This is a genomic window from Vibrio chagasii (genome assembly GCF_002954585.1).
Taxonomy (GTDB): Bacteria; Pseudomonadota; Gammaproteobacteria; order Enterobacterales; family Vibrionaceae; genus Vibrio; species Vibrio chagasii_A.
In genome coordinates this window covers 2034183-2053990 of sequence record NZ_MSCI01000002.1, presented here as the reverse complement: position 1 = coordinate 2053990, position 19808 = coordinate 2034183, and the positions used below count along the sequence as shown (strand labels likewise).

The 19808-nt window shown below is 45.1% G+C and carries 15 protein-coding genes and 1 tRNA gene; 13 read left to right on the top strand and 3 right to left on the bottom strand.

The annotated features are described in order from the left end of the window. Positions 1-85 precede the first annotated feature (85 nt). A tRNA-Arg gene (locus tag BTO10_RS17545) sits at positions 86-162 on the top strand. Between the two features lie 79 nt (positions 163-241). Here the strand turns inward: BTO10_RS17545 and BTO10_RS17540 are convergent. Then, positions 242-745 carry a GNAT family N-acetyltransferase gene (locus BTO10_RS17540; protein ID WP_105025368.1) on the bottom strand — a complete coding sequence of 168 codons (504 nt, stop codon included), beginning with the start codon at positions 743-745 and terminating at the stop codon, positions 242-244. 362 nt (positions 746-1107) lie between these two features. On the opposite strand from BTO10_RS17540, the gene aroC reads away from it, so the two are divergent. After that, positions 1108-2193 (top strand): chorismate synthase, encoded by a 1086-nt coding sequence (gene aroC, locus BTO10_RS17535; RefSeq protein WP_105025367.1) that lies wholly within the window; start codon positions 1108-1110, stop codon positions 2191-2193. Positions 2194-2264: 71 nt separating this feature from the next. On the opposite strand, the gene BTO10_RS17530 is transcribed toward aroC, so the two are convergent. Beyond that, positions 2265-2888, bottom strand: a complete 624-nt coding sequence (locus BTO10_RS17530) for a trimeric intracellular cation channel family protein (RefSeq protein ID WP_105025366.1) — start codon at positions 2886-2888, stop codon at positions 2265-2267. Positions 2889-3187: 299 nt separating this feature from the next. Here BTO10_RS17530 and BTO10_RS17525 point away from each other — a divergent pair, with 299 nt between their 5' ends. The 3 genes from BTO10_RS17525 (at position 3188) to BTO10_RS17515 (ending at position 4686) form a co-directional block, all read left to right on the top strand. Continuing rightward, entirely contained in the window at positions 3188-3718 is a 531-nt protein-coding gene (locus BTO10_RS17525; protein ID WP_105025365.1) for an elongation factor P hydroxylase, read from the top strand. A gap of 9 nt (positions 3719-3727) precedes the next feature. Continuing rightward, on the top strand, positions 3728-3991 hold the full coding sequence (locus tag BTO10_RS17520; protein WP_004737967.1) for a YfcL family protein: 264 nt from the start codon (positions 3728-3730) through the stop codon (positions 3989-3991). 173 nt (positions 3992-4164) lie between these two features. Further along, positions 4165-4686 (top strand): NADPH-dependent FMN reductase, encoded by a 522-nt coding sequence (locus tag BTO10_RS17515; protein WP_004737969.1) that lies wholly within the window; start codon positions 4165-4167, stop codon positions 4684-4686. Positions 4687-4820: 134 nt separating this feature from the next. Here BTO10_RS17515 and mnmC read toward each other — a convergent pair whose 3' ends face one another. Then, complete coding sequence (mnmC, locus tag BTO10_RS17510) at positions 4821-6971, bottom strand: bifunctional tRNA (5-methylaminomethyl-2-thiouridine)(34)-methyltransferase MnmD/FAD-dependent 5-carboxymethylaminomethyl-2-thiouridine(34) oxidoreductase MnmC (protein ID WP_105025364.1); 2151 nt, start codon at positions 6969-6971, stop codon at positions 4821-4823. Positions 6972-7027: 56 nt separating this feature from the next. Between mnmC and fabB the strand changes: the two genes are divergently transcribed. From fabB to BTO10_RS17460, 8 genes are all read left to right on the top strand, one after another. Further along, positions 7028-8239 carry a beta-ketoacyl-ACP synthase I gene (fabB, locus tag BTO10_RS17505; RefSeq protein ID WP_063523967.1) on the top strand — a complete coding sequence of 404 codons (1212 nt, stop codon included), beginning with the start codon at positions 7028-7030 and terminating at the stop codon, positions 8237-8239. A gap of 431 nt (positions 8240-8670) precedes the next feature. Then, the gene (locus tag BTO10_RS17495; protein WP_105025363.1) at positions 8671-9804 is read left to right on the top strand and encodes a 4-phosphoerythronate dehydrogenase; all 1134 of its coding nucleotides are present in this window, start codon (positions 8671-8673) and stop codon (positions 9802-9804) included. Between the two features lie 12 nt (positions 9805-9816). Continuing rightward, entirely contained in the window at positions 9817-10830 is a 1014-nt protein-coding gene (locus tag BTO10_RS17490; RefSeq protein WP_105025362.1) for an aspartate-semialdehyde dehydrogenase, read from the top strand. Positions 10831-11038: 208 nt separating this feature from the next. Next, complete coding sequence (locus BTO10_RS17485; protein WP_105025361.1) at positions 11039-15886, top strand: FimV/HubP family polar landmark protein; 4848 nt, start codon at positions 11039-11041, stop codon at positions 15884-15886. Positions 15887-16032: 146 nt separating this feature from the next. Then, positions 16033-16827 carry a tRNA pseudouridine(38-40) synthase TruA gene (gene truA, locus BTO10_RS17480; protein ID WP_008220283.1) on the top strand — a complete coding sequence of 265 codons (795 nt, stop codon included), beginning with the start codon at positions 16033-16035 and terminating at the stop codon, positions 16825-16827. A gap of 175 nt (positions 16828-17002) precedes the next feature. Then, positions 17003-17929 (top strand): acetyl-CoA carboxylase, carboxyltransferase subunit beta, encoded by a 927-nt coding sequence (gene accD, locus BTO10_RS17470; protein ID WP_004740637.1) that lies wholly within the window; start codon positions 17003-17005, stop codon positions 17927-17929. 42 nt (positions 17930-17971) lie between these two features. After that, on the top strand, positions 17972-19237 hold the full coding sequence (folC, locus tag BTO10_RS17465) for a bifunctional tetrahydrofolate synthase/dihydrofolate synthase (protein ID WP_004740638.1): 1266 nt from the start codon (positions 17972-17974) through the stop codon (positions 19235-19237). Then, positions 19238-19804: an SPOR domain-containing protein gene (locus BTO10_RS17460; protein ID WP_004740639.1), complete on the top strand. Its 567-nt coding sequence runs from the start codon at positions 19238-19240 to the stop codon at positions 19802-19804. Positions 19805-19808: the final 4 nt, after the last annotated feature.

Genomic DNA, 19808 nt, shown 5'->3' with positions numbered 1-19808 from the left:
TGACCTTTTTTTACTCACTTAGATCAGAATGTTACATAAAGCCGTTGCTTTCATGATTCGAATTCGTATAATTCCCTCCTGTAGCGCGCCCTTAGCTCAGCTGGATAGAGCACGTCCCTTCTAAGGATGTGGTCGTAGGTTCGAATCCTACAGGGCGTGCCATTATTTAAAGAAACCCGATAGCTCTCTGAGTTGTCGGGTTTTTTGCATTTCAGGGCGAGTTCAACTTTCTATTTTTTGGCTAAGCCGTCACGACATCTGGAATGTATCTAAGGCCTAACATCGTACACCCATCTTCTAAATAACTGTCCGTCACCACATCGAAACCGAATTTACCATAGTAGTCTTTTAGGTGTGCTTGCGCTGAAATGAAAATAGAGCTTTCCGGGTAAATCTTGCGAGTTGTATCGAAGCTTACTTGCATGAGTTGGTTACCTACCTGCTTACCTCGGTAATCTTTTGCTACGATGACACGACCGATACACACATCATCAGCATCTGCGTTGATTAATGGGAGCACATCACTAGGGTATCCAAGTTTGGGAGCCATAATACGACTGTAAGCCACGAGACGTTCGTTATAATAGCCCATGACGTGATAGGTCTCGGGGTGGTTATCTTTGCCATCTAAATCGCTGTAGGGTGTATTCATGTCTGCGATAAAAATGTCGACTCTTTCCCGCAAGAAATCATAGAGTTCATCAACCGTTAACTCCGCAAATTTTTTCACTCTCCACTCAATCATCACTTTTCTCCTTACTATTTTGGGCTACAACATAGAGGCTATTTCTACCGAGTTCATTAACCTTTGTTAACTGACCTGAGGCTAGAGTAGGAAATGATCAGTGTGAAGAAAGCAAAAGGCTAAGCGCTTTCCTTTTACTCATCTGACCATCATAAAAACAACGTCTTTGAACCACTAGTTATTTCCTTCTCTTATTCATTTCGTTCGGCTCATGTAATAGAAAGTTAAAATTGTTCCTTTTTTGGGGTTTACATCATTTAGTAATAAAGCCACTATGAATTCACGAAGAATAGACAAGTAAAGCTGTTCACCAGCGGGTTTTAGAATCAAACCTTCTGCTGATGGCTGATTTAGAGGAAGTAATGGCAGGAAACAGTATCGGACAACATTTCCGCGTGACCACGTTCGGAGAAAGTCACGGTATCGCACTAGGATGTATCGTAGATGGGTGCCCACCAGGATTAGAAATTACCGAAGCAGACCTTCAAAAAGATTTGGATCGTCGTCGCCCTGGTACTTCTCGTTATACAACGGCTCGCCGTGAAGCGGATGAAGTAAAGATTTTATCAGGTGTATTTGAAGGCCAAACTACGGGTACTTCTATTGGTCTATTGATTGAAAATACAGACCAACGCTCTAAAGACTATTCCGAAATTAAAGACAAATTCCGCCCTGGCCACGCTGATTACACCTACCATCAAAAGTACGGTGTGCGTGATTACCGTGGTGGTGGTCGCTCTTCAGCTCGTGAAACAGCAATGCGTGTTGCGGCTGGTGCGATTGCAAAGAAATACCTAAAACAAGAATTTGGTGTTGAAGTCCAAGCTTACCTTTCTCAAATGGGTGATATCTCAATTGATAAAGTCGATTGGAACGAGATTGAAAACAACGCTTTCTTCTGCCCTGATGCGGATAAAGTACCTGAGTTTGACCAACTGATTCGTGACCTCTTAAAAGAAGGCAACTCGATCGGTGCGAAGATTCAAGTTGTAGCGACTAAAGTGCCAGTAGGCCTTGGTGAGCCGATCTTTGATCGTCTAGATGCTGATATCGCGCACGCGCTGATGAGCATTAACGCTGTTAAAGGTGTTGAGATTGGTGATGGCTTTGAAGTGGTTAATCAACGTGGCAGCGAACACCGAGATCCATTAACGCCTGAAGGCTTCACTAGCAACCATGCTGGCGGTATTTTAGGTGGTATCTCTACTGGCCAAGATATTGTGGCAAGCATTGCGCTTAAGCCAACATCAAGCATTACGGTACCGGGTGACACTATCACTAAAGATGGTGAAGCGACGCAGCTAATCACTAAAGGTCGTCACGATCCATGTGTTGGTATTCGTGCGGTGCCAATTGCAGAAGCGATGTTAGCGATTGTTCTACTCGATCATCTATTGCGCCATCGTGGTCAGAACCATGGCGTAACGACGAATACTCCTCAAATCTAACGATTGAGTGAATGAAAAAAGGGTTGCTTCCTATTGGAGCAACCCTTTTTGTTTTCTAGTGGCATTTTCTATTAATGCACTGAGCTTTCAGGATCAAGCTGGAATGAAGGCAAGCGCCACTTGAATCTCACTGCGGCCATGCGCAGCAAATAGCCGATCACAAGCGTTACAATCGTTGCAGTGACGTCGTTAATGCCAAACTCAAGTAAGCCCAGATATAAACCTGAAGCAATTAATGCGATAGAGGCGTAAAGCTCTTCATGTAGCACCAGCGGTGTTTGACGACAGATAAGATCACGCAGCAAACCACCAAATACGCCAGTAACCAGTGCTGATACCATGCAGATCATTGGATGAAGGCCCATGTTCATTGCCACTTTAGTACCAATGATACTGAATACAATCAGCCCCAGTGCATCTAAACGAATGAACAAACCTTTAAGTTTAATAACCCACTTAGCTAAGCCCGTTGTGACAACGCCTGCCACACAAGTAATCGCAAGAAATTCAGGGTTCTCAACCCAACCTAACGGGTAGTGGCCAAGCAAGATGTCTCGCACTGTACCACCGCCAATTGCCGTTGCGCTGGCAACCAACATTACACCAAACCAATCCATTTTTTGTTTACCAGCACTGAGAGCACCGGTCATGGCTTCTGCCGTGATGCCAATGATATACAAAATACTTAGTAGCATTGCTGTAGCTCTATTATTTAGGTCTATAAATTGGAGTCTTATAGGCCTTGGAGATATAAAAATGAAGCGCGAGTGTAGTAGTAAAACTGGCGATTGACGAATGAATATTTGTACCGTGAATGAGCATTTCAGATTAGCTAAACTAATCACTCACCTAAAAGTGGTGTAATCTGGATGCTGCAATCGATTGTCCACCTATAGGACAACGATATTGCTAATGTCATTACCCCTAATAGGGCTTTACCGAGCGCGTAAAAAAACGCAAAATGCGCCTGTTCTTTTTACTTTAATTTGATTATATGACGCACCAATACCCAGACATCATCAATATCTTCAACCAAACCTTTTTCGAGAGCTTCAATACTAAACTCGAATTGGGTGAAGATGAGCCTATTTATCTACCAGCCGATGAGCAGGTTCCTCACCATCGTATCGTGTTTGCTCGCGGGTTTTATGCTTCAGCACTGCACGAGATCGCGCACTGGTGTGTAGCTGGCCCTGAGCGCCGTCTATTGGAAGATTTTGGTTATTGGTATGAGCCAGATGGCCGAACAGAAGCAGTTCAAGCTGAGTTTGAAAAGGTAGAAATCCGCCCGCAAGCGTATGAATGGATCATTGCAACCAGTGCAGGCTTTCCTTTTAATGTTAGCTGTGACAATCTACACGGCGATTTTGAGCCAGATCGTTTGGCCTTTATGCATAAAGTACACAAAGAAGTGATGGGTATCTTAGAAGTTGGTCTTCCACCAAGAGTCAAAATGCTTTCCGAAGCGTTGCGCGACTTCTACGATGTAGAACCTCTGTGTACTAGCCAGTTTATTGTGAAATAAGAGAATATTATGATTATCGAATTTGAAGAAAAACTACTTGAAGTAATTGATGCTCGCATTGAAAACGCATCAGACGACGAACTGTTTGCGGGTGGTTACTTACGTGGTCATATTTCTCTTTCGGTGGCTTCGTGTGAAGAAGAAGGCATTGAAGATTTAGCAGAAGTGAAAGCGCGCATTGAGAAAAGCCTAGATGATGCTCGCTCTGAACTCACACCAGCCGATCGCACTATTGTTAATGACCTTTGGGTTGAGCTGCAAAACCAAGCTTAATCGCGGGTTATTTATCATTATCTGCTCAGTCCCTTCCTTTCCATTTTGCTGAGCAGTGAAGTTTGAGACTCATTCGAAATTTTTGAATGAGTCTGTTCAATCCTTGTGATGGTTCCATTTTCTGACTACGTTATTCTAATCCTACTTAACGAGATTACAGAAAGGGTTACATCATGAAAGTTATCGCATTCGGCGCAAGCACAAGCTCTACCTCTATCAACAAAACACTAGCAACTTACGCAGCTAACTTGATTGAAGATGCTGACGTAAAAGTTCTCGACATCAATGATTACAACGTTCCTATGTTCAGTGAAGATACTGAAAAAGAGATTGGCCAAGCTGAAGGTGCTCAAGCATTTTTGCGTGACTTAGCAGAAGCTGACGCATTTGTTATCTCTTTCGCAGAGCACAATGGTCACTATCCAGCAGCGTACAAAAACCTGTTTGACTGGGCGACACGTATTGAGCGTTCAGTATTTGGTGAGAAGCCTGCGGTATACCTAGCGACGTCTCCTGGTCCCGGTGGTGCACAAACAGTACTTGGCGCGGCAACAGGTTCTGCACCGTACTTTGGCGGTAACGTAAAAGCATCGGTTTCAGTACCAAGCTTCTACGATAACTTCGACTTTGAATCTGGCGCTATCAGCAACGAAGAGATCGCACAGCAGATTAAAGAAGCCGTCGCTAAGCTTTAACTCTTATTAGTGCTTAAACCCAGTAAAGTCGTTTGAAAGTTTAAGTTATCAGATACAAAAAGCCCGAGAGACGTAGTGTCACTCGGGCTTTTTCATTACGAATACTCTGAATTAACGAACGAGTAGTCCGTCAGCTATTGATTGGCTTTCGCTTGTTTATCTGCGACCCATCCCGCTGTTAATGCCTTACCCTTACGTAGTCTGCGTACCCACATTCTGCTTGGATGAAGGGCTTCCAGTACATCAGCAGGAAGAGGCAGTGGATCGCCACAAATTTGTGATGCTAAAACCTCTGCGAGTAGGGGAGCAGAGCTTAACCCTCGCGAGCCTAAACCGATAAAGCAGAATAGGTTAGGGAAGCTAGTGACGGTTTCAACATCGTCAACCGAGTCACGCTGTGGGTTAAAGTTATGCAGATTTTGGTACTGCTCTTTAATGGCTTCAAAGTTACCAACGTTACCGACAAACGGAAGATGATCGCGGCTTACACTACGGATACCTTGGCGCGCTAGGTTGCCACTGGTATCGACTTCTTTTGTCCACGCTTGATCTGGCAATGACCCATGAAGGCGCTCGCCATTGTGCTGTTGAACTTCAGCATCAAACTCTTGGTCGATGTTGGTTTTGTCGTAGTTCGCGCCAATGCAATGGTGTCCATTGTTGGGGTTTTGTGGTGTTAGGTAGCCATCAAAGCACAACACGGTTTTGAGTTTGCTAAGATTTTCCGTGGTCGGAATGTGGCTCACTTGACCTTTAACTGGAGTAAGAGGTACGGGTTGAGTTTGCTCAAATTGGGTGAACTTATGCCCGTTTGCAACCACCACTTGGTCATGTTTTGCTTGAACCTCACCTTGCGGCGTATCAATCGTTAGCAGCCATTGCTGTTCTGTCTCTAGCCACTCAAGCTGAGTTACTTGATGTTGATAGTGTGTACTTACTTTATTGGTTTGTTCTAATTGACCAATAAGGCCTTGAGTAAGCTGAAGTGGACTCAACCACCCACCTAGAGGAAAGTAGACGCTCTCTTTATCAACGGGCAAACCGATCTTTTCATTTGTTTGCTCTGGCGATAAACGCTGAATCAAATCGGTGTGGAAATTACCTTCCAACATGCGATTGAGCTTCTTAGTCGAACCTTCATCCCACATCAAAATGTTCACACCACACCAGTTATGATCGAATTCAATCGATGTTGCGGCTTGATTGATGAACTGACGCGCAAACAACAATCCAGGGCCGAATATGCGCGAAACGTTTGAGGTCGCCTCACTCAATAGCGGGTAAATTGCACCTTGGTTATTACCAGAGGCGTTACCTGCAGCTTGCTGGTGTTCACAGTAAAGCGTGATGTTCTTACCACGGCGGCTCAGTGTTTTAGCTAGCGCAGCACTGGCAACACCACCACCGATGATTGCTATGTCTTGTGAGTTACTGTGCTCTGATAAACCATACCAAGGCTTGATATTGGTATGAGCATGTTTTTCGCCGAGTCGGCCTGCAATCATTTCACGTTTAGTACCAAAGCCTTTGACCTTCTTCATTTCAAAGCCAGCTTCAATCAAACCACGACGCACAAAACCAGCTGCAGTAAAAGTCGCACAGCTACAATCTTGTTTGGCCAGCTTTGCCATGCCATTGAATAGGTTTTGGTTCCACATCTCTGGGTTTTTGCTTGGGGCGAATCCATCTAGGAACCATGCATCTACCAAACCTTGCTTTGGTGTAGGCACGCTTGGCATACAGTCTTTGATATCGCCGAACCATAAATCCAATGTGATCGCACCATCGCCTAATATGATGCGGTGACATTCAGGCAGTGCGATAGGGTAGTGTTCTTGGAGTTGCGTCGCATACTCGGCTAATTCTGGCCACGCTTGGTGCGCTTTGATGAGATCCTCTTTGTTTAAAGGATATTTCTCAAAACTGATGAAATGTAACTCTTTGGTAATAGCTTGAGGGTTATCTTTAAGGAAAGCATCGAACCATTGCCAAACCGCAAGAAAGTTGAGGCCTGTACCGAAGCCGGTTTCAGCGATCACAAAACGGCGCTGATCATGTTCAAGCCAACGCTCTGGAAGGTGGTTTTGCTTTAAAAAAACGTAACGAGTCTCTTCTAAACCATTTACGTTAGAGAAGTAAACATCGTCAAATTGGTCTGAAACTGGCGTGCCAGACTCATTCCATTCCAGCTCAGCATTAGTAATTGAAGTCATAAAATCTATCATTTTGTGATTTGAAGCGATATGTTGGTATGGATTGTACGAATTTCTAGGAAAGCTGACCACTTTTGTTAGGCTTCTTAGTTATCATCTAGCTGAATTTAGAATTATAGGAATGTCACATGAAACGAGTCGTAATCACCGGTATGGGTATTGTTTCAAGTATCGGTAACAACGTCGAAGAAGTTTTAGCATCACTGAAAGAGGGTAAATCTGGTATTACCGCTTCAGAGCAGTTCAAGGAAAACGGCTTACGCTCTCAAGTTTGGGGTAACCTAAAAATGAACCCTGCTGACCATATTGACCGCAAAAAGATGCGCTTTATGGGTGATGCAGCGGCATTCGCTTATCTTTCAATGGAGCAAGCAATTGCAGACGCTGGTCTAACAGAAGAGCAAGTATCTAATGACCGCACGGGTATCGTTGCGGGTTCAGGTGGTGCTTCTTCTCTTAACCAAGTAAACGCAGTAGACATCATCCGTGAGAAAGGCGTTAAGCGTGTTGGTCCATACATGGTTCCACGTACAATGGCTTCAACGGTTTCTGCTTGTCTAGCAACTCCTTTCAAAATCCGTGGTGTGAACTACTCTATGAGCTCTGCATGTGCAACATCTGCACACTGTATTGGTCACGCAATGGAGCTTATCCAACTCGGTAAGCAAGACGTAGTATTCGCTGGTGGCGGTGAAGAGCTAGATTGGTCTCTGACTATGATGTTCGACGCAATGGGCGCACTTTCTACTAAGTACAACGATACTCCTGAGCTAGCTTCTCGTACTTACGATGCAGACCGTGACGGTTTCGTTATCTCTGGTGGCGGCGGCATGCTAGTTATCGAAGAACTTGAGCACGCTAAAGCTCGTGGCGCGAAAATCTACGGTGAGATCGTAGGCTACGGCGCAACTTCAGACGGTTACGACATGGTTGCTCCTTCTGGTGAAGGCGCGGTTCGTTGTATGAAGATGGCAATGCAAAACGTTGATGGCGTTGACTACGTGAACACTCACGGTACTTCAACTCCAGTTGGTGACGTGAAAGAGCTAGGTGCTATACAAGAAGTATTTGGTGGCAACAGCCCAGCAATCTCAGCAACTAAAGCGATGACAGGTCACGCTCTAGGTGCAGCTGGCGTACACGAAGCGATTTACTCAACGCTAATGCTAGACAACGGCTTTATAGCTCCAAGCATTAATGTTTCTAACCTAGACGAAGCAGCTGCTGGCCTAGACATCGTAACTGAAGCTCGTGAACAAGAGCTAACAACAGTTATGTCTAACAGCTTTGGTTTCGGCGGTACAAACGCAACGCTAGTAATCAAAAAATACCAAGCTTAATTAGGCTTGAGTGAGATAGACAAAGGTTAATTGTTAACGGGTGACGCGAGTGCAGTTTCAACACGCACAGGAAACCCATTAACCATGACCCACAGAACAAAGCTTTCTGAACATAGGTTTAGAAATGGAAAGGTTTCCAGAGCTTGATCAGTAGTGGTTTTAGTCAGTACTGGTCGAACAGACGCAGACTCTGTCTCCTGGAGAGCGAGATAGGATCCTTTTGTTCTGGATGTTTGCCCGATTGTTAATTCAATCGGGCATTTTTCGTTTTAGGCTTGAGTAGAAAAAGCTGAGTAGGGTAATCAATCCTTCTCTGAACAAGCCTTTATTCATAATGTATTCCATTTGTTACTCGACACCGTGTGTGGAATTTTGCACAATCATTTCAATCCACATTTAGGTCGATAGACCCCAACAAAAGTACTCGCCAAATGAAAATCTTAATCGACGAAAACATGCCTTATGCTGAAGCGCTTTTTAGCCAGCTAGGTGACGTGACAATGAAGTCTGGTCGCACATTAACTGCGGACGATCTGGTTGACGTAGACGCACTGATGATTCGCTCTGTCACGAAGGTGAACGAAGAATTAATCAGCAAAGCCAATAAACTGAAATTTGTCGGCACTGCAACGGCGGGTATGGATCACGTCGACCAAGAATTGATGAAAGAGCGCGGCATTTTCTTTACTGCGGCACCGGGCTGTAACAAGGTGGGTGTGGCTGAATATGCGTTCAGTGCGATGATGGTTCTTGCGCAGCAACAAGGCTTCTCTGTGTTTGATAAAACAGTCGGTATTATTGGCTGTGGTCAGGTGGGTAGCTACTTAGCAAAATGCCTTGAAGGTATTGGAATTAAGGTTTTACTGAACGACCCTCTAAAACAACAAGAAGGTGACACTCGTGAATTCACTGAATTAGAAACTCTGCTTGAGCAATCAGATGTGATCACCCTGCATACCCCGATCACGAGAACGGGCGAGTTCCCAACTCATCATTTGATCAGCGAGCAAGTGCTGAATAACTTACGTGCTGACCAGATCCTAATTAATGCGGCTCGCGGCCCTGTGGTTGATAACCAAGCACTCAAAGCTCGCTTGCAAAAAGCTGATGGCTTCACGGCTGTCCTTGATGTATTTGAGTTTGAACCTGAAGTGGACATGGAACTGCTCCCGTTACTTGCTTTCGCAACACCTCACGTAGCGGGCTACGGTCTAGAGGGCAAAGCACGCGGTACTACGATGATCTTTAACAGCTACTGTGAGTTCTTGGGTAGTGAACAACGCGCTTATGCGAGCGATCTATTGCCGACAGCGCCTGTACCTCAAATGAAATTAGATAGAGCTTGGGACGAAGCAACACTGCACAATTTGACTCAGTTGATCTATGATGTGCGCAAAGACGATGCCTTATTCCGTCGCAATATCGCTACGCCAGGTTCTTTTGACAAGATGCGTAAAGAATATTGGGACCGCAGAGAGTACAGTGCAGTCGAGTTAACAGGTGATGATTCTTGTAATCTAGCACCGTTAGCTAAACTCGGTTTTATGGTAAAGCCAACTTTATAAAAGAGAGAAACAATGAGCCAAGAATTTAATATTGCTATTTTAGGTGCGACTGGTGCGGTTGGTGAAACCATTCTTGAAGTACTTAAAGAGCGTAAATTCCCTATCGGTGAACTGCACTTACTAGCAAGTGAACGTAGTGAAGGTAAAACTTACCGCTTTAATGGTAAGACGATACAAGTGCAGAACGTAGCAGACTTCGATTGGTCTCAAGTTCATATCGCATTTTTCTCTGCTGGTGGCGACCTTTCTGAACAATGGGCACCAGTTGCTGCGGATGAAGGTGTTGTTGTTATCGATAACACATCTAAGTTCCGCTACGAATACGATGTTCCACTGGTTGTGCCGGAAGTGAACCCAGAAGCAATTGCTGAGTTCCGCAACCGCAACATCATTGCGAACCCAAATTGTTCAACGATTCAAATGCTGGTTGCGCTTAAGCCAATTCACGATGAAGTAGGCCTAGAGCGTATCAACGTATCTACTTACCAATCGGTTTCTGGTGCAGGTAAAACGGGTATCGATGAGCTTGCTGGTCAAACCGCTAAGCTTCTTAACGGAATGCCAGCTGAAAACTCAGCATTCTCACAGCAGATCGCGTTCAACTGTATCCCTCAAATTGATGAGTTTACGGAAAACGGCTACACGCGCGAAGAGATGAAGATGGTTTGGGAAACACAAAAAATCTTTAACGACTCTTCAATCACTGTGAACCCAACGTGTGTTCGTGTACCGGTATTCTACGGCCACGCAGAATCTCTACACGTGGAGACTCGTTCACCAATTGGTGCTGAGCAAGTAGTTCAACTACTAGAGAACACAGAAGGTGTTGAAGTTTTCCACGGTATGGAGTTCCCAACACAAGTGCGTGACGCTGGTGGTAAGGACCACGTAATGGTAGGTCGTATTCGTAACGACATCAGCCACCACAGCGGCATCAACATGTGGGTAGTTGCAGATAACGTTCGTAAGGGCGCAGCGACAAACGCAGTACAAATCGCTGAAGTTCTGATTCGCGATTACTTCTAAGCCTCACCGCTTTGATAAACAAGCCTCACTCTTTAGTGGGGCTTTTTTAATCGATTAAAAATATTGTTAGTCAAATTGTGTGAAATTGCTGCGAATATTGTCGCTGAAACACATTTTTTGTTTTCATCTCTATAGTTTTACGTCATTTATCCGATATATTTAATAGATCATCACATTATCCGAATTTAAGCACCTAGCTGAGCCTTTTATGTTTCAAATTTTCAAGCAGTGGTTAATACCTTTTGCCGTTATCATTGCGACTCAGATTTCCGTTGTTCGTGCAGATTCCATTCGAGTTGTAGGGCCTAATGGTCAGATACAATCAGCGCCTACTTTTTCAGAACCTCTTCAAAGAGCTCAATCTAATAGCGCAGAGCCTTCTCGTTTCTACGGTCCAACGCGTGGCAATGAAACGCTGTGGTCTATTGCCTCAAAACTGCGCCCAGATAACTCTGTTTCCGTCCAACAAACCTTGTTGGCAATTTACCGACTGAACCCACAAGCGTTTGAAAACCAGAATATCCATAGCTTATTGCCTGCTAGCCATTTACGTGTCCCTTCTTTAGAGCAAGCTCGTGCGAGCTCAACGCAGCAAGCTATTAACATAATGAACTCGCATTTGGCGAAGCTTGATGAACCAGCAGCCAAGCCAAAAGCCGCTCAGGCTTCAAACCAATCGAATGTGGGATCGAAAAATTCGGTGCCTGCCAAGCCAGCTCCGGCCGTAGAAACCGCGAAAAAATTGGTTTCAGGTGCGCCATCTTCTTCTGTTAAAGAGATGAACAAACTGGAGAAGCAGCTAGAGCTATCTGAAAGCGAGCTTCTATCTCTTGAGGAGAAGAACCATCAACTTCGCTTGATGTTGTCGGATGTTCAGTCTGAAGTGGATGTGCTTAAGACAGAGCTGAGCGACGAAGACCGTATTCGCAGTGAAGTTGAAAAGTTACTTGCTGAAGAGCGCAGAAAGAACGCTGAAATTGAAAAAATGGCACCAAGTGCAATGGACCAGTTATTGTCGAATGGCTGGCTAGTCGCTGCACTTGCGATTATTCCTGGTCTTCTACTTGGTCTTATCATTGTGATCTTGTTGGGTCGCCGCTCTAAAAATGAAGAGCAACAGCAACCAACGCAAGACCAGCCTATTCAGCCAGAGCCAAGTAGTGCTGCTCCAATGATGTTGGCTGATGAGATTGACGACCTCGACAATGAATTGTCTCTCGATGATGAGCTGTTTGGTACAGAAGATGATGCGAATAAGCTGTTTGATGACCAAGCATTGGCTGACGAAGAGGATGTGTTTGCTGGCCTAGATGAATCAGACCTTGATTTTAACCTTGATGGTGAAGACGATGATCCGTTTGCCAGCATCGGTGAGAACGGCGATTTAGACACTAACTTCGATGATCTAGATTTAGACAGCAGCAACGGCATCAGTGTTAATGGCGAAGAGAAAGCGCTTGGTCTAGAAGAGATGGAACGTGCGCTTGATAAGACGGCAGAAAGCGCGCTTGATTCTGATGATGGTGACTTTGACCTGTCGGATGATAATTCAATGTCTGCTGATGATATTGAAGCGTTGTTATCTCAAGAGTCGCAGACAGAGGACCTAGGTTCCAACGAACTGGATCAGTCTATGCTCGATGACCTGTTTGCATTGGATGATGAAGACGATGACAGCTTCGATATTGATGCTCTGATCTCAGAAGAACAAAGTGATTCGAAACCGAGTGCAGAGATGACTGCAAGCGATGATTTTGATATCGATGCACTTATTTCTGAACAGCAAACTTCTCAGCCAGAGCCAACAAGTGTTGAAGACGATATTGATGATATCTTCGCGCAAGTGGCTGCTCAGAATGAACAGAACGATCCTTTCAATCTAGATAGCGACGATGAGAGTGCCAAAGACCTAAATAGTGGTTTGGCGTCTGATGACGATATCGAAAACATTTTGGCTCAGTTTGACCAACCTCTGGAAAGCGAAGAAGAGCAGCAGAGTGTTGACCTTCTTGACGAGCAATTAGCCGGTGATGATGTTGATTTAAGTAACTCGACAGACCTACTTGATGAGATGTTGGAAAGCGACTCTGATGAGGACTCTGAAGGTGAACCTCTAGGTTTTGACGCTCTGTCTGAATTGGAAGAACTGTCAGGCTTATCAACCGATGATGAACTGAACATTTCTGAAGACAGCACAGAGACGCTAGATGAGCTGCTTAGCGACTCGGGCGATGATTTTGAGATTGATGCTGAGAGTACCGACCTATTAGATGAGTTCCTTGACGACGATATCAACGATACCGAGCTTACTCTAGACAGTGAAGAAACCTTGGATGAGCTGCTAGGAAGCGAGCTGTCGGCGGATGAAGACGATCAGTCAGCGATTGAATCTCTGGATCCATTCGATGAGCTACTGACGAGTGGTATTGAAGACGAGATTGAGTCTGAAGACAAAGCCTTTGATAAAGAGCTAGAAGCTGCATTCGCCTTCGACACACCAAATGATGATGTAAGTAGCCTTGCAGAGGCTGATATGGAGTCGTTACTTTCTGAGCCTTCTACTGAAGCTGAACTTGATAAGCCGGTAGTTGCTGAGCCAGCACTACAAGTCGACGACATCGAAGCTAACGGCGAGCTAGTAAGCACAGAAGCGCCAGAAAATACTACAGAGCCAGAGCTCAAGAATGATGAAGCTGCATTTAATCGTGATGACTTTATCGATGATATGTTTGGTGTTGCACCAGCTACAGATGCGCTACTCAATGACCCGTTGGACACCACTGATGAAGCGCTTATCGATGAGTTGATGACGCCAGAATTGGGCGCACACGTTGAAGAAGTTTCTGAGCAACCCGCTCAATCTGACGTGATTGAACCAGCGGTCGAAGATACAAAACCAGAGATCGAAAGCGATGAGTTAGATATCGATTCGTTACTCTCTGAAAATAATAATATTGAGGAGTTTGAGCAGGAGCAACCTGATCTTGAACCTTCACCGGAACTAGGCAGTTCAGAAGAAAGCGCGCCAAGATTTGATAACGAGGCTGCGTCTCCAGCTTCATTAGGTGACATTTCTGACGATGATGAAGATACAGTTGAAGACTGGCTAGCTGAAGCGATCAACGATGTAGAATCTCCATCGAACGTTGACTCTGATTTTGACTTTGAACCTAAGATTCAAGGTAGCGAAGAGTTCGATAGTGCTGTTGAATCCTTGCCAGAGCCAGAGCCAGAGCCAGAGCCAGAGCCAGAGCCAGAGCCAGAGCCAGAGCCAGTTCGTGCCGCGAACATGCCAGAGATCATTCCAAATGAATTCGGTGTGCCACAAGACGACGATTGGCTGATTGGCGAAGACATCACTGAAGCAGTGGCTGAAACTGCTGAAGAACCAATGCTAGAGTCTCAACCTGAAACGGCCCTGCAGCCAGAATCATTAGAGCAACAGAGCGAAGATGAATTCTCGTTTGATGATTTCGAGCTTCCAGAGTTTAATGAAGAAGACGCATTGGCGGAAGCTGAGGCTGAAACTGCCATTGAACCGCAAGCTGAGTCTCAACCTGAAACAGCACTACAGCCAGAAGCGGCAGAGCAACAGAGCGAAGATGAATTCTCGTTTGATGATTTCGAGCTTCCAGAATTTAATGAAGAAGATGCATTGGCGGAAGCTGAGGCTGAAACTGCCATTGCACCTCAAGCAGAGCCTCAATCTGAAACAGCATCACAGCCAGAAGCGGCAGAGCAACAGAGCGAAGACGAATTCTCGTTTGATGACTTCGAGCTTCCAGAGTTTAATGAAGAAGATGCGTTAGCTGAAACTGAAACAGAAGTTAGCACTCAACCGCTAGTTGAGCCTCAACCTGAAATGACGCCACAAGCAGAAGCTACAGAGCAACAGAGTGACGATGAGTTCTCGTTTGACGACTTTGAGCTACCAGAGTTTGGTGAAGAAGACGCACTTGCTGAGGCTGTGAGTGAACCTGATGAAGCTCAGCTAGAGCAAGATTTATCGGATGGCAGTGAGAAGTTTGAGTTCGATGATCTTGACCTTCCAGAATACGATGAAGAAAGTGCTAAAGCGGACTCTGTTTTAGATGATATTGAGCAGAGCAGTGCAGAGCCTGTTGCAGAGGAGCAAGGCGTACAGTTTGACGAGTTCGATTTACCTGAATACGGTGAAGATGAAGCGATCTCTGATGCATTTGCAGAAAAGCCGACGCCATTAACTGCCTTTAGCCCGCAGGGAGAAGAGCAAGACGCACTGCATGACCTGTTCTCGAACCCACAAAGTTTTGCTGGTGCGGATGACTTCTCGGATGTCAATGAAGCAGATTTAGCTGGCTTCCCAGAAGCGAACCAACCAACAAGCGCACCTGCAGTGTTAGATGCTGAGGTCAATGAAGTTGAAGACGAGCCGTTAGAGGGCTTCGATAACTTTGATGAAACTAATTTGGCTGAATTGCTTTCAGAAGATGTTCAAGACACAGTCGACAACATGTTCGAGAAGCCATTAGATGCGACATCGATTGATAGTGCTGGGTTAGACATTGACGCAATGCTTGAAGTAGGCGGTGAAGATTGGAAAGGTTTTAATCTTGCGCCAGAACAGCAATCGAGCATGCAAGATGATGTCCCTGATGATCAGCAAGAGATTTGGGCGTCTGCAGAGCAGCAAGCTGAACCTAAGATCAAAGAAGAGAATTGGGCGCAACAGGATAACCTGACCGAATCATCGAACAGTCGTGACAAACAGTACATGACCATCGATGAATTGATGGCTCAAGTTGAGCAAGAGGGTGAAGATGCCATTAATCCAGATGAAGAAGAACTGAAGCTGGATGTTGGTCTGAATGAATTCCCTGACGTGATTGGCGATATTGGAAACTATGATGTTGATAGTAACGCTGAAGCCGCTGGGAAGCTTGATCTCGCTAAAATCTACATCGAGATGAGTGATTCTCAAGGCGCGATCAAACTGTTGGAAGAGGCGATTGTCGACGGAAGCGATGATATTCGCCGAGAAGCCAAGAATCTTATCGATGCGTTAAACGGACGATAAACTGGACGAGAAGTAAAGGGTAGCATTGGCTACCCTTTATTTTTTGGCGAGTCGTTCTTCTAATATTATAGATTTAGCCGCTTCCTATTTGGGATAGTACTCATTTCCGTATATACTTCTCGCCCATTTTCAAAGAGAACAAGAACATGAAAATTGCTTTAGGTATTGAATATAACGGTACCCACTACTTTGGTTGGCAGCGCCAACGAGACGTGAAAAGTGTCCAAGAAGAATTGGAAAAGGCTCTTTCGGTTGTCGCAAATCACCCAGTAGAAGTTCAATGTGCAGGACGAACGGATGCCGGTGTTCACGGTACGGGACAAGTCGTTCACTTTGAAACCAATGTCGACCGCAAAATGGTGGCATGGACAATGGGTGCAAATGCCAATATGCCTAAGGACATCGCTGTTCGTTGGGCAACTGAAGTGAACGAAGATTTTCATGCTCGCTTCTCTGCAACGGCACGTCGCTACCGCTATATCATTTTCAATCATGCACTGCGCCCAGGAATCTTGAATTCAGGCGTGAGCCACTATCATGGGCATCTTGACGAGAAAAAGATGCATGAGGCTGGTCAGTACCTGCTAGGTGAAAATGATTTCACGTCGTTCAGAGCAACGCACTGTCAATCTCATAGCCCGTGGCGAAACATGATTCACTTGAATGTGACTCGACATGGTCATTACATCGTCATTGATATTAAAGCGAATGCATTTGTACACCACATGGTGAGAAACATTACGGGTAGCCTAATTGCTGTCGGTAAAGGTGAACAGAAGCCAGAGTGGATTAAATGGTTGCTTGAAGCGAAAGACCGTAAGTTGGCTGGAGCGACCGCCAAAGCCGAAGGTCTCTATTTAGTAGACGTAGATTACCCAGAAGAATTTGGTCTTCCAAGAGAGCCAATTGGTCCTCTGTTTCTTCCAGATAATTTGAACTAAATGTGGGACTTAGGTTCAAAAAATATTGCGAAATCGTGCGTAAAATAGCTCAAGAAAATAGGTACAACCAGTTTTTTATCTACACTTGCTGTTTTATGTGCTTTAATCTCCTCGCATAATTCCCAAATTTATTTCTTTCGCAATCAAGCGGAAGAATCGAAACAAAAGGTCTTCCATGAGTTGGCTTGAAAAGATTTTAGAAAAAAGCAACATCGTAACATCTCGTAAAGCGTCTATCCCTGAGGGTGTTTGGACTAAATGTACTTCTTGTGAGCAGGTGCTTTACCATGCTGAACTAGAGCGTAACCTAGAAGTATGTCCAAAATGTGACCATCACATGCGCATGAAAGCACGTCGCCGCCTAGAAACATTCCTAGACAAAGGTGAGCGTGTTGAACTTGGTACTGATCTTGAGCCGCAAGACAAACTGAAGTTCAAAGACTCTAAGCGTTATAAAGAGCGTATCTCTGCTGCTCAAAAGAACAGTGGTGAAACAGACGCACTTGTAGCAATGAAAGGTGAACTACTAGGTCTACCAATCGTAGCGTGTGCTTTTGAATTCTCATTCATGGGTGGTTCAATGGGCTCTGTAGTTGGTGCTCGTTTTGTTCGCGCTGTAGATGCTGCTATTGAAAACAACTGTGGTTTAGTTTGTTTCTCTGCAAGTGGTGGTGCGCGTATGCAAGAGGCACTAATGTCTCTAATGCAAATGGCAAAAACCAGTGCTGCACTTGAGCGTCTTTCTGCGAAAGGCCTGCCGTTCATTTCAGTAATGACTGACCCAACAATGGGTGGTGTTTCTGCAAGTTTGGCAATGCTAGGTGATATCAACATCGGTGAGCCAAAAGCACTTATCGGTTTTGCTGGTCGTCGTGTAATCGAGCAAACAGTGCGTGAAGACCTACCTGAAGGTTTCCAACGTAGTGAGTTCTTACTAGACCACGGTGCTATCGACATGATCGTTGACCGTCGTGAAATGCGTCAGCGCGTAGCTAGCCTAGTTGCAAAAATGACCAATCAGCCTTCACCATTAGTAGTTTCTGTGAACGATTCACCGAATGAAGCTGCTTATGAAGTACCAGAAGCGCCAGAAAAAGGGTAAAGTACCTTCTAACAAACCAACTTTATTATGGTTATGAGTTAGATGAGTCAACAACCTATTCCTCAAGCCACATCCTCTTTGGAGATGTGGCTTGATTATTTATCAAACATCCACACCAGTGCTATTGATCTTGGGCTAGACCGAGTTCAGGCCGTCGCCTCTAAGGCAAATCTTACCAAACCTGCTAAACACGTCATTACTGTTGCCGGAACCAATGGCAAGGGCTCAACATGTGCCTTAATGGAAGCCATTCTATTAGATGCGGGATACTCTGTTGGTGTCTACAGCTCTCCTCACTTAATTCGTTACAACGAACGCGTTCGTATCAACGGCCAAGATCTATCTGATGAAAAGATGGTTCAGTCTTTTGATTTTATTGAGAAAGAACGCGGTGAAATCAGCCTTAGCTTCTTCGAATACGGCACTTTGGCCGCGTTGCGTGCTTTTCAAACGGAAGCGGTCGATGTGGTGTTGCTAGAAGTTGGTTTAGGTGGCCGTTTAGATGCAACCAACATTGTTGATCACGACGTTTCTGTGATTACGAGCTTGGCAGTAGACCACGTAGATTGGCTTGGTGATGACATCAATGTGATTGGTTTTGAGAAAGCGGGTATTTATCGTAGCGGTAAGCCAGCTATCTGTGGCCAACCTAAGCCGCCAGCGACGGTTGCTGCGCACGCCGATGATATCAAAGCTGAGTTTTATCAGGTCGGTATTCAATATACCTATGCCGTTGATGGCGATACCTGGAACTGGCATAGCGGTGCATTCCAACTGGAATCACTTCCTATCCCAACATTACCACTCCCGAACGCGGCAACCGCATTGATGGCACTGGGCACATCAGAATTAGATATTAGCGATGTGAACGTGGTTAATGGTTTGAAGAACGCTCAGCTTCCTGGGCGCATGCAACAAATTAGCGACCACCCTGTGATTGTGCTTGATGTGGCTCATAACCCACATTCAGCAGAATACTTTGCACAGCAAGTTACTAAAAAATATGCGGGCAAGAACCTGCACGTTGTAGTCGCTATGCTTCATGACAAAGACATTCCAGCGACATTAGAAGTGTTAGCGCCAATTGCAACACACTGGTACCCAGCTTCTCTACACGGGCCACGTGCGGCAACGGCAGCTGAACTTTGTCAAAGCCTTCCTCAAGGTGTTGAGCAGCATACAAACCCGGTTGCGGCGTTTGAGGCGGCGTTAGCATCAGCGAAAGGTGAAGACGACGTTGTGTTGGTGGTCGGTTCTTTCCATACAGTAGGGGAAGTGTTGGAGCATTGGCAGAAAAAAGGAAACTAGATGGCAAGTAAATTTCAGAGCCGCTTAGTCGGCACCATCATTTTAGTGGCTATTGGCGTGATTGTATTGCCAGATGTGCTCGATGGTAAAAAGCTTCACTATAAAGAAGAGTTTGCAAGCATACCTATTAAGCCTGAACTTGATAGCAATGTTGAAGTGTTTGAGGTGCTTGACCCAGTTGAAGATCAGATTGCACTGCCGGATTCTCCGGTCGAGCGAGTGGCCGAAAGCGGCGGATCATCAGAAACCCAAACGGCATCGGCTTCTGAAAAAGAAGCGGATAAAGTGGCGGTTGTGGTTAAGCCAGTACCTGAAAAAAATGAGTACCAAGACAGCGCTTGGATCATTCAATTGATGGCTTTGAAGAATGCTGACAACGCGAAAAGCGTGGTTAAGGATTTGCAAAAGCGTGGTTACCAGGCTAACACCAAGCAAGAAAAAACTTTTACGCGAGTAATTATTGGCCCAGATGTATCTAAATCCAAACTTGAGCGACAAATTAAGGAATTAGAAAAAATTACGGGTTCAAAAGGCCAATTGCTCAAATTTAAACCGTTAAATCCATAAGAAA